Raw genomic sequence first — 15,037 nt, 5'->3', positions numbered from 1 at the left:
CAAGACCCGTACTGCCCGGCCAAATTGCTGGCGCTGACCAGCACAGCCAGCACCGTCAAGAGCACCATCGACGCGATGTCGGCGAACGGCGGCACCAATTAGACCATCGGCCTGCACTGGGGCTGGCTATCGCTGCTGCAGCAGGCGCCGCTGAACGCACCGGCCGAGGACGTCAACAACGTCTACCGGCACGTGATCATCCTATTCACCGACGGCCAGAACATCGTCAACCGCTGGAACGGTGACGGGTCCATGACCTCGTCCTCGACTGAACGCGGCAAGATCGACACGCGGATGGAGGCTCTATGCGCCGCGGTCAAGGCTAAGAACACGACCATCTACACGGTCCAGCTTGATGGCGGGACCGGCGTGTCGCCCGTGCTGCCCAAATGTGCGAGCGGATCAGCAAACTTCTTCATGCTGAGCAGCCCGAGTGAGATCGACACCGCCTTCACCCAGATCGGCAACTCGATCTCCAAGTTGCGCGTTTCAAAGTAGAACCTTCTGAATTCGTGAGACGCATCGGGCTCGCCGCGCGGCATCTCGACGACCTGGCCGACTGCCCCGCGCCGCCGGAGAAGCTGCCCATCCCGATCGAGATCGACGGCGCCGTCTCGGTGAGCGCTTTCCAGATCGGTCTCTACGCATCGTGCCAGCGCCGCTTCTTCTACACACACGTGCTGAACGTCGGGGGCCGCCGGACACCGACCCCGTTTTTGCAGTTGCACGACGCGGTCCGCGCCGTGTTCAAGGAGATCGTTTCGCGGGGAGGTCCGGCTCCGGACGCAAGCCAGCTCGCGGGCCTGATCGACCAAGCCTTCGCAGAGCGGAAGTTGAACGAGCACGGTTACGCTCAGGAATTCCTCGCGCTGGCGTCGGACATGATCGGCTACTTCCTGGCCCAGCGCGCCGGTCTCGCCGCGACGGCGCCGGTCCCGCTGCGATTTTCCATCGAGGCCGACGAAATCGTCGTCGCCGGACGACGTGCTGGTGCTGAAGGGGGGAAAACGGTCATTCCGAAGAATCCAGACCGGCCACTACAGGGAAGACGACGTCAAGGAGATCGAAGCCGGGGCGTTCGCCATCGCTGCGCGGACGAACGCGCCCGGTGCCGCCGTGCAGGTGCAGCACCTGTCCGATCATGAGACGTCCGACATCTCGTTCACCGACAAGTCATTGAAAACAAAAAAGAAAAACATCGAAGATGCGCTCTCCGGTATTCGCGCCGGCGCGTTCGCCCCGAAGGCCTCTCTCTTTACCTGCCCGAATTGTCCGGCCTTCTTCGTTTGCGGGCCGGTGCCGGCTGGCTCCTTCAGAAAAAAGTTCGCCTGAGATTACCGGTCGAGGTTTGCCGCACCGATTAGTGGGGTGAGGGCCGCAGGGCTCACCCAACCGATAGGTGCAACATGACCATGGACGACCCCTCTTCCCCGCCGGAGCACGGAAATCCGGTGGAACGTGCTCTGGAACACATCCACCACGCCGAACAGGACCTCGAAAAGGCCCACCAGCAGGAACAGCGCGCCGAGCATGAGCTGGCCGACGCGGAGCACGAACTCGAGGAAGCGCTCCATCCGCGCGAGTCCGAGATCGTCGTGAACGCGCGCAAGCGCACGGTGAATGGCGACACCGTCAGCTTCGAGGAGATCGTGCAGATCGCCTTTCCCGGCTCGCACGATCCCGACGTGGCGTTCTCGATGACGTATCGCCACGCCGCATCGGAGCCGCACGCCGGCGAACTCGGCCCCGGCGGCCACGTCAAGGTCAAGAAGGAAGGGACGATCTTCAATGTCACAAAAACCATTCGATCGTAACCCCGACCTCGGCAAGCTCCGCGAGGAAGGCTACCCGGTGCGGATCCGCGGCGGCCTCCTCGTGATAGAGGTGCCCTACGTCGACGCAAAGGGCGAGGTCAGGCTGGGACGCCTGATCTCGTCCCTCACCTTGGCCGGCGACGTCACCCAGCGCCCTGATACGCACGTGGTGCAATGGGACGGCGATTATCCGTGCGACAAGGATGGCAAGGAAATCGAGGCGCTGCGTCACGCCAACGCCGTGGTCGATCTCGGCAACGGGCTGACGGCCAGGTTTTCCTTTTCCTGCAAGCCTCCCGAGGGCTACGCGGACTACCACGCAAAGATGACGACCTACGCCGGCGTCATCGCCGGCCCGGCGGCCGTGGTCAAACCGGAGCTCAAGCTTCGTTCCTACGCGGCGCCCGAGCCGGAGGACGACACCGTCTTCAACTACACCGAGACCGCGTCCGATCGCGTCGGCATCGGCGCCTTGACGGCGCTGCTCAAGAACGAGCGGGTGGTGTTTATCGGTCTCGGCGGCACCGGCGCTTATGCCTTCGACCTGGTCGCGAAGACGCCGGTCGCCGAGATCCGGGCCATCGACGGCGACGACTTCCTGACGCACAACGCGTTCCGGACCCCCGGCGCGGCATCGCTCGACGAACTGCGTCAGGTGCAGAAGAAGGTCCACTACCTCGCCGGCATCTATTCCAAGATGCACCGGAACATCGTTCCGCACCCGGTCGCGCTGGATCGGAACAACCTTCACCTGCTCGACGGCGCGACCTTCGCCTTCATCTGCATGGATGCGGGAGAGCCGAAGAAGCTCGCGGTGCAGAAGTGCGAGGAGATGGGCATTCCCTTCGTCGACGTCGGCATGGGCCTCGAGTTGGTCGACGGATCGCTCGGCGGCATCCTGCGGGTGACCGCGAGCACGCCGGACATAAGGGCGCACGTGCACGGCGGCCGCATCTCGTTCGGCAGCGCCGGCGACGAGAACGATCTGTATGCCACCAACATCCAGGTGGCGGACCTGAACGCGCTCAACGCGGCGATGGCGGTCGTGAAGTGGAAGAAGATCCGCGGTTTCTATCGCGACCTGGAGCGAGAACATCACTCCACCTACACGACCGACGGCAACATGCTGCTGAACGGTGACCGGTCATGATCAGGACCAGGCAGCTTCGACACCGCTTCGTCGAGACTATGCCCGACAGCATCGAGCCCGGCGTGCTGTACCTGTCGATGGAGTATGCGACGGCGACGCATCGGTGCTGCTGCGGCTGCGGCGAGGAAGTCGTCACGCCGTTCAGCCCGGCGCAATGGCAGATGTCGTTCGACGGGGATGTGGTCTCGCTGCATCCCTCGATCGGCAACTGGAATCTGCGCTGCCGCTCCCACTACGTGGTCAGCGCAGGCCGGGTGATCGAGGCGCCGCAGTGGACGAAGGCACAGGTCGAGGCCGGCCGCCGCCGGGACAAGGAAGCGCGCACGACCTACCTCGCTGGCACGCCCGCGGCGACCGGCGTTTCCGTGCAGGGCGAGAAACGGGGCGAACCGTCGTGGCTCGATCGGCTGATGGCCAGACTGAAGTCAGCCTTCACGGAGCTCTGACGAACGATACCGTCGACCGGACGCGAAACGCGGACGGTCGGCGAACCAGCGAACCCTCGATCCGAGCGATTGGAGAGAATGATGGTGAAGAACGTGGTGATCTACTCGGACGGCACCGGCCAGGCCGGCGGCTTCCGCTTCGACGAGGCGCGCACGAACGTCTACAAGATGCACCGGGCGAGCCGCTGCGGCCCCGACGACCATCGATCCGCGCGAACAGGTCGCGTTCTACGACCCAGGCCTCGGTTCGCAGGCCGACGGCGCCAACATCTTCGGCAAGGCGCTGCGCTGGATCCACAACACGGTGGCCCGGGCGACTGGCTTCGGCATCACGCGCAACCTAATCGACTGCTAGGCCGCGCTCATCCAGTTGTGGCGTCCCGACGACCGCATCTTCATGATCGGATTTTCGAGGGGCGCGTACACCGCGCGCTGCCTGGCCGGCATCGTCGCGCGCTGCGGAATTCCGGCGCATGTCGCCGACGATGCGAACACTCCGCTCAAGCTCAACGACGCGTCCGCGCGCGAACTCGCCGCCGAGGCGGTCAAGCACGTGTACCAGTTCACCGAGCCGAGGAAGATCGACAAGGCCACCGCGCGCCAGAAGTTCCTGATCGAGACGCGCGAGCGCATCGCACGCGCCTTCCGGCGGCGCTACGGATCGGCTGACGCGGCCGTCCAGGACAACGCCAACGTCTATCCCTACTTCGTCGGCGTCTACGACACCGTCGCGGCGCTCGGCAACCTCCCGACCTTCCTGCTCTCGTCGATAGCGAGCATCTAAAAAGATTTCGGCTCCGGCGCGGACGCGTCGGAGCCGACTCGCTCGGGTGGCGCCGGCTGGGGCCGGAGAACGACCTATCTGCCGCCGTTCATGCGATCGATGAGACCGCCGGCGGCTCCGCCGTAGAAGGTGCCGGCGTGATCGCCCATCGCCGTTCCAGCGGCGCCGCCGACGATCCCGCCGCCGACGCCGCCCGCAACGCCACCTGCAGCCGTGCCGACGGCTCCTCCCACCGCCGATCCGACGGCGCCGCCCACCATGGCGCCGACGGCGCCACCGGCCGCCTCGCCGTAAGCGCGCGCGGGGAGCGAGCCGTCCGGCACGTCGACGGTGCATCCGTTGCAGGCGGCGGAGACGGTGCTCGGCAGCAAAACGGGACTCGAAGCGAGGACGGCGATCGCGATCGTCAGAGCTTTCGTATGCCTGGTCATCTTGAGGTTCTCCATGGACGTGATGGCGGCTCAAAAGGCCAATTCGGGGATTGACGGCTTGCAGCCGTCGATGCAGGGAGCGCTGGGTGACCGGAAGCGCGGAATCGGCGGCAAGCCCCGATTGAGCCGGTCGTGGATGATCTTCTCCAGATCCTTCTTCACCTGCTCCCAATCGCGGCTGTTGAGGCCATCGACGTCGGCGGACGGAAGCGGCACGTACAGCATGCTGACGGGGCTGGGACGTTCGACCGCGCGCTGGTCGGCCGACGCGGACGAGACGTATCCTGCGACGGCGATCGTCAGAACGCTTGTCGCGAGTATCGATGTTTTGGACATGATCGTAGTTCCTCGTTCGTTGAGATGCATTCGTTGGGGCCACGGGCTCCAACACCGATGTTGTGGCAATTCGCGCTCGAAAAATCGCGAGGGTGCATCGGGGGCTCGGTCGAACGTGCCCCCGATGGGAAAAGCACCCGGGAATTTGTCCCCCGGGTGCCTTGACCTTTGTGAGAAGCAACGAGGCGGAAGAGAATATCTCCGCCTTTCGCTTTAGTAGCGGAAGCCGAAGCCGACGCCGGTCTGATAGCCGCCGCCGAAATTGCCGCCGACGTAGCCGCCGGCGTTCGTGTTGCCGCTGCGCGAACTCCAGTTCGCGCCGACCTGGCCGCCGTTCGCGCCGAGGGGCACGGCGTACCCGGCCACGCCGCCGGGTGCCGCGCGCGGCGACATGTTGTCGGGCGCGCCGGTGAAGCCGGGCCGCAGGTCGACCGCACGCTGGTCGGCCGAGGCGGGCGAGATGAAGGATGAACAACCGCTTGCGGCAGTCCCATTCATCTGCAGGAATGTTCACGTCGCCGATGTAGAGCATTACCGAGATGCACTCGATCAGCGCCCGACAGCGGCGATCAAAAATCCCCGCCAGCGCCCGCCCTAGGACCGGCAGACGACCTTCCAGTCGACTACTGGCGGGCGCTATTGGACGATTCGGGCGCCGAGGCGCGACCGAGCGGCTCCGGAGCGGCGCTGCGGCTGAGCCAAATTCCCCAGCATTTACTGCGGGTGGGCTGCCGCCGCTGCGGTCGTGCCGTCGAGATCCAGACGGTAGATGCCACCCGGCTGTACGGTCCCGACGCGATCTGGCGGGACGTCGGCCAACGCCTCCTAGACAACACGTGCTCCCAGCGGACAGGGCGACATGAGGAAGACGGCTGCTGGCCGGCGTACGACGTGCCCTAGCCGGCGAACGGCCATGGCACCGAAGCATCACCCGACGCCGCTTTCCGGAGGCGACCGCAAAGCGCTCGCCAAGGAGCTCGGCCGCGCCCGCGCGATGACGACGATCCTCGCTGCGCAATCCCAGGAAGCCAGAACCAAGGGCAAGTCCCTGATCCGGACGGCGGACAAGCTTCTTGCGGAAAGCTGGAACGAGCGCATGTGGTCGGACGGCGACCGGACGCTACTCTTGGTAAGGTTCCATCCTCTTCACGTTCTGAAGACCGCGGTCCCAGCATGGCGGGCGGCCTCGGCATATCGCCTAAGCCGGGGGACACGGTCCGGTCGCCGAGGCCGATGACATTCGCTCCGCCTGGACGTCCGACCGAGTCCGACACCTCGGAAATGGCATCGTCTTCGATCAAGATCTCCGCCGGTCCGCACATCGCGTCGCTCAGCCGTCGAACAGCTTGCCACAAACGATGACCTCTTTGCCATTCCAGCCTCCGCTCTCCGAGGGATCCGGAGCCGATCGTTGCGCATCCGCGCTTAGGAACTTCCGGGTCCCGTCTGATTTCGCTTCGCGACGTCGGCGTCCTTGCGTTTCGCGATTTTCGCGACCGGAAGGCGCCAACCTCGCCTGATCGCCACGACGCGGAGCAAGAAACAGGAAATCAGCGCCATCGACGTGACCGCGGCGACCGGCAACTGCATCATGTGGCCGACCACGACGATTGCCGACGCAACAAGGGCCGCGACGGCGTAGAGTTCGGCGCGTAGCACCGTCGGAATCTCGGCCAGCAAGACGTCGCGCACCATGCCGCCGCCGATCCCGGTGACCAGGCCCAGCACCGTCGCCATTAGCGGATTTAGCCCGAACGACAGCGCCTTCGACGAGCCTGCGACGGCGAATAGCGCGAGGCCCGCAGCGTCGAAAATGAGGATCGGATTCGACATCCGCACGATGAGGGGCGAGCAGTAAAAGGTGATGAGGCCGGCCACGAGCGACACGCCGAGATAGCGCCAGTCGCCGACCGCACCGGGCGGCACGGCGCCGATCAGAAGATCGCGCGTGATCCCTCCCGAATTGCCGGCAGCGAACGACAAAACCAGAACGCCGAACAGATCGAGCTCTCGCCTCGCGCCTGCCAATGCCCCGCTGAGTGCGAAGACGAAAGTGCCGGTCAGATCGAGTACGATCGGAAGCTTGTCCATTGATCCGGCTCTCCTTGCCTCAAGAGAGGACGAGCATGCTTCGATCGACCGGGAAACAGACCGGCATTCTAGGCCGGCAGCCAGGCGCGTGCCGCCGCGACCAGCGCTTCGACGCCGGTTTGCAGCGTCGGATGGAGAACGGGCGCGAATTTCGGACTGTGATTGACCGGTAGTTCGTTGATCTTGTTCGCCTCCCTGGCCTTCGCATAGGTCGCCGGATCAGTGCCACCGACGAACCAGAAGACCGATGGCACATGCCATTCGGACCCAAACGATCCGAAATCCTCGCTGGCCGGGGCCGGACCCGTTGCCCGTATACGGTCGGTGCCGAAATATCCTCGGAACGCATCCACCACGCGGCTTGTAGCTTCCTGGTTGTTCACGTTGAGAGGGTACTGATCGATGGTCGTGATCTCCGGCGGTCGAGGCGCTCCCGAAGCGGCCGCTTCGGCATTGGCAATCCGCTCGATGGCGGCCAGGACGCGCTGGCGGACCCCGGCGTCGAAGGTCCGGACATTCAGTTTGATGATGGCCTCGTCCGGAATGACGTTCTCCTTGGTGCCTGCCTGCAGGACGCCCACGGTCAGAACGGCGGCTTCAGCGGCAGCGACTTCGCGCGACACGATCGTCTGCAGCCGCAGCACGGTCGAGGCGGCCATGACGACGGGATCGATGCTGGCCTGAGGCATCGAGCCGTGCGCCCCTCGTCCGAACAGCCGTATCTGAAGGCTGTCCGCCGCCGACGTGATCGCGCCGGCGCGGCCGGCGACCGTGCCAGACGGACCCACCATGACGTGCTGGCCCAGGATCACGTCCGGTTTGGGAAAGCGCTTGAACAGGCCGTCGTCGATCATGGCCTGCGCGCCTTCGCCCGTTTCCTCGGCGGGCTGGAAGACCGCCATCAACGTGCCGCGCCAAGAAGTCCGCGCATCCGCCATCAGCTTGGAGGCGCCCGCCAGCCAGGTGACGTGCATGTCGTGGCCGCACATATGCGAGACAGGAACGGTGTTGCCGTCGCGATCCGTCGCCGTCGCCTTGCTGGCGTAGGAAAGACCGGTTGCCTCCTGGACCGGCAGCGCATCCATGTCGGCGCGCAGCATTACGGTGGGCCCTTCGCCGTTCCGGAGCAGACCTACAACGCCGGTCTTGCCGACGCCGGTCGTGACTTCGTAACCAGCGGCACGAAGACGGTCCGCCGCCAGTCCCGCCGTGCGGGTCTCCTGCATCGACAATTCGGGATGCGAATGCACGTCCTTGTAGAGATCAGCCAAGTCGGGGAGCAGGGCTTCCAGGTTTCGGAGTGCCGGATCGGAAGAGTTCCCGTTGACGGTCATGGGCGGCTCCATCGCATGACTGAAGCGATCCAGTCTTCGCTCCTTTCTTTTTTGGCGCAAGCGATTTTGACTGGGCTGACGAAGCTTCGGCTAGGCCACGGCGACGCCATTCCCAAATCTCTTTCATGAACTGCCACAAGCAGCGTTCCGTGAACTCCCGATTGTCAGAAAAGTGATCGTACCCGGCGCGAACGACACGGATCCCGTGGCGGTCGCCGCGCCTTCGATGGCCGGAAAATCGCCCCCCTCGTCGAGCTTGAGCAACATCCCGTTCAATTCGACATCGCCGCTCCGCATTTGCTCGGCGGAGAGAGTGTATCGCCTGCCTTCCAGCGGTATCTCCATGACGGTCTCACTGTTTGAATTGTTTAGGACAAGCAGGGCGACGCCGCCGGGCACGCCGCGCAGGCAGTGCGCGTAGACATGCTGCCCCTCGGCGATCTCAACGGCGGAGTCCAGAACCGTCGTCCCCATCAGCTTGCGCCACAACAACGCAGCCCAATAATTTGGGCGCGGGCTCAGCGTATTCTCGTCGAGGAGCGCGTAATCGCTCGCCGCCAAAGTGTTGTGCATCACCACTTGAACACCTTGCCTCGCCAAGCGCCCCAACTGGTCGAGATATCGGAAAGTATCGAGAAACGTGGAGGCCCAGGGATTTCCGCCGCAGGCGGCATCTGCCGTCTCGGTAAGCCACATCGGCTTTCCGGGATCAAACTCGTCACGAAGGTTGCGATAGAACGCGAGGGTCAGGTCGGTGCGGGCGAGCCACTCTTCGGAGAGCGCCGTATCAGCGCTCGTCTGCGGCATTCCGGCCGTTCCTGCGCATCGTTGCGAGGCCGCTCCATAGTGATGGTAGGAAAACGCGTCGAGGTCCGTACCCATCCGTCGAAGCATGTCAGACGTCGCTATCACGCCCTGAGACCCGTAGTGTATCATCGCATCCGGAGCCGTCGTCTCGCCTACGGAGCCAGGGCCCAGGATGCGCATGCCCGAAGCCGCCTGCCTGACGAACGACGCGAAGAGCTTGAAGTCGCGACCGAAGGACTCCGCGTCGTAGCCTTTCGGCGCGCCCCCCATCGTCGCCATCGTAGGTTCGTTCATGAATTCGGCCGCTGCGATGTCGCCGCCGATCGAACGCGTGTAATCGAAAAGCCGCCTCGCCTGGCCAGGCGTCCAGACGCCGGCTGAATCGCGAACCCCAGGACTGATCGCCATCGACGTCACTATCTTCGCATCGCTCGCCGCCGCGAAATCGACCACTCCCTTCCACCGTTCGCGGCTGAGCACGCCGCTGAATCCGGAGGGCGGCGACGAAGGCGCCGGATCCGCGTCCGCGAAGTACGTCGTATTCGCCCACGTTCCGCTCACTCGAACGTACGCCGGGCCCAACGCAGATGCGAGCTTGCGAAGCTTGCCGTTCGAAAGATCGACCGGCGGACGATATTCGTACAGATTGGCGTCCATGCCGGCGGGGACATCCGATTTCTGCGAAGTGCCGCTTGGTTGCTTCCGCGAAACCGGACCGTATGGCTTCCAGAACATCCCGCCGGTAACTTCCAACATTTCGATGTTGTAGGACTGGAACCGCTCATCGATCGAGCTTATCCGCATCATTTTCGAAGGATCGATTTTGATCGCCGCCTCTTGGGCGTGGGCATCGACGGAAAGCAAGGCGATTCCGGCGAAAAGCAGTCTGATACGTCTCATGGGTCACCGCCTCTCCGCATGCGCACGTTGACGTGGGCCTTCTCAATCCGGACGGCATGCCTCCAAGGCTGGCATCGCACGCAGTCTGAGCGTCAAAAGCAGTGAAATACGGGCTTGGTGGTGGGCATCACCGTATCCTCCGCCGGCAGGAGGGGGCCGAAGCCGAGGCTTACGGCTTCGGCCGACCCGGGAGTGATAAAATTGCGACCCAGGCCGGTCCGCTGTCGGTGAGAACGATGAAATTTTTATTCCGCCGGCGACAGCCACATATTGAACTCCCCCGAGCATGTAAGTCACTACGCCGCCGCCGACGGGGTCGCCTAGACTGACAAGGTGAATATCATGCGGCTTGCTCGGCTCGAGAGCCTCCGGTCGGGATCTACACCGATTCCTAAGCGGCGTCGAAGCCTTGCTGTGCCGTTCGGCTTAGCCGACCCTCCTCCTGGTGACGACATTTCGGGCACGTGAAACGAATGTGCTGCAGAAGGTTCGTCGGTTTCGGAAGGATCGCGGCCATAGGCCATGTGCCGCAACGGGGGCATTTCACCGAGATATTAGACATTTCGATCATCGCGGCGTCTCCGAGGTTCGCAGCCCACATCCCGGAAAACTCATTCTTGCTGTAGCCGTTCCGACGGCCTCAGGTTCGATCTGGGCCACACGACCGGAGAGGAGCGCGCATTCGTTCTCCTTGTGGAAGCGAGCGCGCGCACGAAGCGTACGCCACAAGCCAGGTGGATTTGCCTTCGGCTGTCGAAGATCGAGGACGTTCGCTTTGCCGATGAGCCCTGGATAGAGCAGGACTACCCGGGTCCGGTGCAGCGATGCGTCGATCAGGTGCACTTGGACGCGAGCCTGTTAGCTCGAGCGATAAGCCTCGGCTAGTTCGAGGCCAAGCGGCGCTGGGCGCGCGCTGCTCCGCTTTAGTGCAGTCAATTCCACACGATCGGCGCCCCGCGAAGTGCACTCCTGCCGATCTGCTTAAGCCCGTCGACCGAGGTCTCGCCCTTGCGCGCGGCTTCGAGGATCATGGAGGCCACGTGGGTGCGGGCAGCGGTCTCGTAGCAAGACACGCTCTCGCAGACATCTTCGAGGACCGCGCGCAAAAGCGCGGTGGTTTCAGCATCGAACATTGGAGGTCTCTCCCAGCGAAGCCAGCATCCTGCCTGAACCTGCCCAGCCTGGGATTCACGCAAGTTAGGGATGAGGAAAAATTCTGCGGAAGGACGGAGAGGATTGAGCGTGGCCCCGCCTTTTGGGGGCTGGGGGGCTTGAGGGCGGAGCCACGCAGGCCTTGCATTCGCGCGGGCCCGCCGCACTAACGGCATCCGGCCAAGCCAGTTCCAGGCTCACGACAAGTCCGCTCCCAACGCGAAGAACTATGGCTCCGGAGGCCGCAGCGGGCCGTGCGCCCATTTGAGGGCGTTGGGATCGCGCAGAGGGTCGTCGTTGCAATTGGTGCAGACGTACCGCGGCCGGCCTTCCGAAGCTTCGTCAGGCACAGCTTTCATCGGCTTGCCGCACGCCGGGCACGCCTTCCGGACCGGATGGAGCATGGCCATCAGTTTCCCCCTGCGATGGCACTCTAATTCAGCCGACATCGGGAGCTCAAGCTGGCCGATGAAATCCTGGCCGCGTTCACGCACTATTGCGACCTTCTTGACTCCGCGACCGCAGAGCACTCAACTTTCGGCAGTGATGTCGAGGGGCGTGTCATGGAGCAGGAGTTCTACCAAGGTCTCGCGCAGCGGGTCCGCGGGATGGCCGAAAAGGCTGATCCGTTCACCCGGCGTCGTCTCCTGGATCTCGCCAAGCGGTATGACACCAGGGGCGGTCAGCCCTCGGCATCTGGACCGACCGAGCGGCCGCTGCCGGTGTCTCGCACGACGCCGCCTGCATCGAGCTTCTCCGAATCCGGCGAGGCCTGACGCCCACGCCCCTGCTCGTTCTTGATGGTGGCGCAGAGCGCGCGAGCGTGGCCGCCTTCCCGCAGCGCGCGCAGAGAGCCGCCGATGGGCGCCTCCCGAGGACCAGGCTCGCGTACCAGCCGGTGGTTCTGGCCTCACCAGCGAGGATTTGAGGTCGTAGACGGGTGCGGCATCGCATTTCGCCCTGAACGCGGGTCTAGCGGCTTGAAAGGGGGGCGGAGGAAGCACGTGGACTTGCACCGGTGACGAGCTACCGCTGGAATGACGGCAGCGATGGTCGTCCGAAGAGCTGGTACATCGACGTGTGTGAGACTGCCGTAGACGAGGAGATCGCGTTTCTGCGGACCGAGATCTACATGCGTGACGTCGAGCCCGGCGTCCAGCGGCTGACCGCCTTCACTCGCTTTTCGAGCCGGGCTTGAGCGGCCGGCCTTGAGCAGGCCGGCTCCGGATTGGGGCACGAGAGAGCGCGGCTCAGCGGCCGAGACGCTTCTCGACCCGCTTGCGGGAATTGCCGACTTTCTTGACTGCCTTCTTGACGGCGGAGACGGAGCGGCCGGTCTTCTTCGCCTCATAGCCGACCTCGTACTTCTGCCCGCCGGCGACGCGCGCCCGGTCCTGCTTGCGTCCTCGCGTGGTCTTCTTCGCGGCTGCCATCTGCTCCTCCTTCTTGCGCATCTGATGGCGGTGCAACGCCGTAACGATTCCCGGGGTTCCCGAAGCTCCTCGCCATTGCCGCCGGACTCGAGACAAGCGGCCATCCGTCTGTGAGCGCCTGGGCTTCACCTTCGACCGGAGAAACGCGGTGGAATGGAGTGGAGCGCCGACTTTTAAGATCGCGCTGCCCACGCGTCAGGTTCCTCATGACCAGCCGAACAGGCTTCCGATCCTGCGGTGCCGACCGAACCATAGGCGATTGACTCCGTTTACCGAGATCATGTCCGACGCTTTTGATTATTTCCGCGCTTACGCTCTCCGGGCCCTTTGCAAAGCCCGAGCGATGCCGCGGGGCAGGATGAAGCATCTGCAGCTGGTGGTTGGCCGAATCTACAATCTCCTCAAGAAGGAGGCCGCCTATGCCCCGAACACGCAGCACCTTCAGGACTTCCGGGCAGCGCAGAAGCTCGAGGCATCTCTCGAGGGTCGGCCCGATGACGGCCGGATCTCTCAAGCTGGTTTTGCTGCGGCGAGGCGGGGCGCGGAACGGGAGGCTCGTTGAGTGGCTTCCGTCGACGCTCGCATTGTAGCAAGTCTCCTGCGAGAGTACGCTCAGCGCACCGCGTTGCGTGGCGGCAATCCCTACAGGGCAAAAGCGTATTCTCGGGCCGCCGACAGCCTGGCGGCCCTCGCAGTCCCTTTGCACGTGCTCATCGCCGAAGACCGGCTTACCGAAATCCCCGGCGTCGGCGAGGCGATCGCCGACATGATCACCAAGCTCCACAAGAGCGGCACTCATCCGCACCTTGAAAAGCTGCGCAAGGAGTTTCCCGAGGGTGTGCTCGAGATGCTGTCGGTGCCCGGCCTCCGCCCCGAGAAGGTGCTGCGTCTCTACAAGGATCTCGGCATCACCTCGCTCGCGGAGTTGGAGGCCGCCGCCAAGAACGACCGCATCAAGAAAGCCAAAGGATTGGGCGCCGCCCTGCAGACCAAGATCCTGCAGAACCTGGCCATCGCAAAAAGGGGAGAAGGTCGCCTCCACCTGCACCGTGCTGCCGCCCTGCTTGCGCACGCCAAGGACTCGCTTCGCAAGGCGCGGCCCGAGCTCAAGCGCGTGACGATCGCAGGCGAATTCCGCCGCGGCTGCGAACTCGTCGGGAACCTCGCGGTCGTTGCGGAGTCTGCGGAGTCTGCCAAGGCCGACAAGACGCCGAAGGCATCCGCGGCGGACGGATTGCAGATCCGCTTGTCCGATCGCGAACACTTCGGCGCCGCCCTACTTTTCGCCACCGGCGCTTGGAGACGGATGGCTTGCACAAGGGCCGCACGCTGATCGCCGGCGACGAAGTCGAGATCTATCGTGCTCTCGGCCTGCCGTTCATCGATCCCGAACTCAGGGAAGGGCGCGGCGAGATCGAACTGGCTCTGAAGGGCAAGTTGCCGAAGCTCGTCACAGACAACGACCTGCGGGGAATCCTTCACTGCCACACCGACGCCTCCGACGGCACCGAGACCCTGGAGACCATGGCCAAGGCCACGCGCCAGCGCGGCTTCGAGTATTTCGGGGTCGCCGACCATTCCAAGTCGGCGCACTACGCGGGCGGTCTCTCGGTGGAGGAGATCGCGCAGCAGCACCGCGAAGCCGACCGGCTGAACAAACGTTTCGGCAAGGATTTTCGGATCCTCAAAGGCATCGAGTCCGACATCCTGGCCGACGGCTCGCTGGACTATGCGAACGACGTGCTTGAGGGGTTCGATTTCATTCTTGCGAGCATCCATGGCCGCTTCAAACTGGACCGCAAGGCCCAGACGCAGCGCCTGCTTCGGGCCGTCTCCGATCCTCACACCACCATCATCGGCCACATGACCGGGCGACAGCTCCAGCGGCGGCCAGGCTACGAAATTGACGTCGAGAAAGTGCTTCGGGCATGCGCCAAGCATGACGTCGTCGTCGAAATCAACGCCCACCCATGGCGACTCGATCTGGATTGGCGATGGCACCAAGCCGCCCTCGACTTCGGCTGCATGCTGAGCATCAATCCGGACGCGCACTCGATCCCCGAGCTCGACCACATGCACTGGGGCGTCGAGATGGCGCGCAAGGGCGGAGTGCCAGCCGACCGGGTCCTGAACGCGATGCCTCTTCCGGAAATCACGCGCTACCTCCGCCAGAAGCGGCGCTCGTTCGCCCGGGCGGCCTGATGCCGCAGGCGCACGCGCTCTCGCTGGAGGGCGTCGTGGTCGCAGTTGCCGCCGATCGCGGTCACCACTTCAGCAAACCGATCCGGGACCGCATAGTCCTTGTGGAAGGCCATGGCATCGACGGTGACGCCCACGCCGTCGCGTTCGTCCGGCATCG

Annotated in this window: 18 protein-coding genes and 3 pseudogenes; 12 read left to right on the top strand and 9 right to left on the bottom strand. The window is 64.2% G+C overall.

Features of this window, described 5'->3' with window-relative positions; all coding sequences use genetic code 11:
• Window positions 1-192 precede the first annotated feature (192 nt).
• From IVB42_RS13805 to IVB42_RS13775, 7 genes are all read left to right on the top strand, one after another.
• Window positions 193-498, top strand: a complete 306-nt coding sequence (locus tag IVB42_RS13805) for a hypothetical protein (protein ID WP_247369540.1) — start codon at window positions 193-195, stop codon at window positions 496-498.
• Window positions 499-512: 14 nt separating this feature from the next.
• Window positions 513-1,145, top strand: coding sequence for a PD-(D/E)XK nuclease family protein (locus IVB42_RS13800; RefSeq protein ID WP_247369542.1), 633 nt, complete (start codon window positions 513-515; stop codon window positions 1,143-1,145).
• Window positions 1,117-1,332, top strand: a complete 216-nt coding sequence (locus tag IVB42_RS13795; RefSeq protein ID WP_247369544.1) for a hypothetical protein — start codon at window positions 1,117-1,119, stop codon at window positions 1,330-1,332. The genes IVB42_RS13800 and IVB42_RS13795 overlap by 29 nt, the downstream gene beginning before the upstream one ends.
• Window positions 1,333-1,406: 74 nt before the next feature.
• Window positions 1,407-1,814, top strand: coding sequence for a multiubiquitin domain-containing protein (locus IVB42_RS13790; RefSeq protein WP_247369546.1), 408 nt, complete (start codon window positions 1,407-1,409; stop codon window positions 1,812-1,814).
• Complete coding sequence (locus tag IVB42_RS13785; RefSeq protein WP_247369548.1) at window positions 1,789-2,964, top strand: ThiF family adenylyltransferase; 1,176 nt, start codon at window positions 1,789-1,791, stop codon at window positions 2,962-2,964. The genes IVB42_RS13790 and IVB42_RS13785 overlap by 26 nt, the downstream gene beginning before the upstream one ends.
• Entirely contained in the window at window positions 2,961-3,410 is a 450-nt protein-coding gene (locus tag IVB42_RS13780; protein ID WP_247369550.1) for a DUF6527 family protein, read from the top strand. Before IVB42_RS13785 ends, IVB42_RS13780 begins: the two co-directional genes overlap by 4 nt.
• A gap of 370 nt (window positions 3,411-3,780) precedes the next feature.
• Window positions 3,781-4,194 (top strand): DUF2235 domain-containing protein, encoded by a 414-nt coding sequence (locus tag IVB42_RS13775; protein WP_256467259.1) that lies wholly within the window; start codon window positions 3,781-3,783, stop codon window positions 4,192-4,194.
• Window positions 4,195-4,268: 74 nt separating this feature from the next.
• On the opposite strand, the gene IVB42_RS13770 is transcribed toward IVB42_RS13775, so the two are convergent.
• From IVB42_RS13770 to IVB42_RS13760, 3 genes are all read right to left on the bottom strand, one after another.
• Window positions 4,269-4,625 carry a hypothetical protein gene (locus IVB42_RS13770; protein WP_247369554.1) on the bottom strand — a complete coding sequence of 119 codons (357 nt, stop codon included), beginning with the start codon at window positions 4,623-4,625 and terminating at the stop codon, window positions 4,269-4,271.
• A 30-nt stretch (window positions 4,626-4,655) separates the two neighbouring features.
• Window positions 4,656-4,961: a hypothetical protein gene (locus IVB42_RS13765; protein WP_247369556.1), complete on the bottom strand. Its 306-nt coding sequence runs from the start codon at window positions 4,959-4,961 to the stop codon at window positions 4,656-4,658.
• Between the two features lie 213 nt (window positions 4,962-5,174).
• Window positions 5,175-5,459 carry a hypothetical protein gene (locus IVB42_RS13760; RefSeq protein ID WP_247369559.1) on the bottom strand — a complete coding sequence of 95 codons (285 nt, stop codon included), beginning with the start codon at window positions 5,457-5,459 and terminating at the stop codon, window positions 5,175-5,177.
• On the opposite strand from IVB42_RS13760, the gene IVB42_RS13755 reads away from it, so the two are divergent.
• Both IVB42_RS13755 and IVB42_RS13750 read left to right on the top strand, forming a co-directional pair.
• Window positions 5,454-5,861 carry a hypothetical protein gene (locus tag IVB42_RS13755; RefSeq protein ID WP_247369586.1) on the top strand — a complete coding sequence of 136 codons (408 nt, stop codon included), beginning with the start codon at window positions 5,454-5,456 and terminating at the stop codon, window positions 5,859-5,861. The genes IVB42_RS13760 and IVB42_RS13755 overlap by 6 nt on opposite strands.
• A gap of 13 nt (window positions 5,862-5,874) precedes the next feature.
• Window positions 5,875-6,075, top strand: a pseudogene (locus IVB42_RS13750) (hypothetical protein); the annotation flags it as partial.
• Window positions 6,076-6,386: 311 nt separating this feature from the next.
• On the opposite strand, the gene IVB42_RS13745 reads toward IVB42_RS13750, so the two are convergent.
• The 4 genes from IVB42_RS13745 to IVB42_RS13730 all read right to left on the bottom strand — a co-directional run bounded on the left by IVB42_RS13745 (window position 6,387) and on the right by IVB42_RS13730 (window position 11,226).
• The gene (locus IVB42_RS13745) at window positions 6,387-7,052 is read right to left on the bottom strand and encodes a trimeric intracellular cation channel family protein (RefSeq protein ID WP_247470430.1); all 666 of its coding nucleotides are present in this window, start codon (window positions 7,050-7,052) and stop codon (window positions 6,387-6,389) included.
• Window positions 7,053-7,120: 68 nt separating this feature from the next.
• Window positions 7,121-8,386: a M20 family metallopeptidase gene (locus tag IVB42_RS13740; protein WP_247369564.1), complete on the bottom strand. Its 1,266-nt coding sequence runs from the start codon at window positions 8,384-8,386 to the stop codon at window positions 7,121-7,123.
• Between the two features lie 123 nt (window positions 8,387-8,509).
• Complete coding sequence (locus tag IVB42_RS13735) at window positions 8,510-10,093, bottom strand: hypothetical protein (RefSeq protein ID WP_247369567.1); 1,584 nt, start codon at window positions 10,091-10,093, stop codon at window positions 8,510-8,512.
• A 932-nt stretch (window positions 10,094-11,025) separates the two neighbouring features.
• The gene (locus IVB42_RS13730) at window positions 11,026-11,226 is read right to left on the bottom strand and encodes a hypothetical protein (protein WP_247369570.1); all 201 of its coding nucleotides are present in this window, start codon (window positions 11,224-11,226) and stop codon (window positions 11,026-11,028) included.
• 582 nt (window positions 11,227-11,808) lie between these two features.
• Here IVB42_RS13730 and IVB42_RS13725 point away from each other — a divergent pair.
• Both IVB42_RS13725 and IVB42_RS13720 read left to right on the top strand, forming a co-directional pair.
• Window positions 11,809-12,021, top strand: a complete 213-nt coding sequence (locus tag IVB42_RS13725; protein WP_247369573.1) for a hypothetical protein — start codon at window positions 11,809-11,811, stop codon at window positions 12,019-12,021.
• 251 nt (window positions 12,022-12,272) lie between these two features.
• Window positions 12,273-12,443 (top strand): annotated as a pseudogene (locus tag IVB42_RS13720) (DNA polymerase III subunit epsilon); the annotation flags it as partial.
• Window positions 12,444-12,495: 52 nt separating this feature from the next.
• On the opposite strand, the gene IVB42_RS13715 reads toward IVB42_RS13720, so the two are convergent.
• On the bottom strand, window positions 12,496-12,678 hold the full coding sequence (locus IVB42_RS13715) for a DUF3606 domain-containing protein (RefSeq protein ID WP_247369574.1): 183 nt from the start codon (window positions 12,676-12,678) through the stop codon (window positions 12,496-12,498).
• A gap of 562 nt (window positions 12,679-13,240) precedes the next feature.
• Between IVB42_RS13715 and IVB42_RS13710 the strand changes: the two are divergent.
• Window positions 13,241-14,880 (top strand): annotated as a pseudogene (locus IVB42_RS13710) (helix-hairpin-helix domain-containing protein).
• Here IVB42_RS13710 and IVB42_RS13705 read toward each other — a convergent pair.
• A complete protein-coding gene (locus IVB42_RS13705; protein ID WP_247395346.1) occupies window positions 14,838-15,035 on the bottom strand; it encodes a hypothetical protein in 198 nt (65 codons plus the stop codon). The pseudogene IVB42_RS13710 and the gene IVB42_RS13705 overlap by 43 nt on opposite strands.
• Window positions 15,036-15,037: the final 2 nt, after the last annotated feature.

It is taken from the genome of Bradyrhizobium sp. 45 (assembly GCF_023073155.1).
Lineage (GTDB): Bacteria > Pseudomonadota > Alphaproteobacteria > Rhizobiales > Xanthobacteraceae > Bradyrhizobium > Bradyrhizobium canariense_D.
This window is presented reverse-complemented; position numbering and strand designations above follow the sequence as displayed.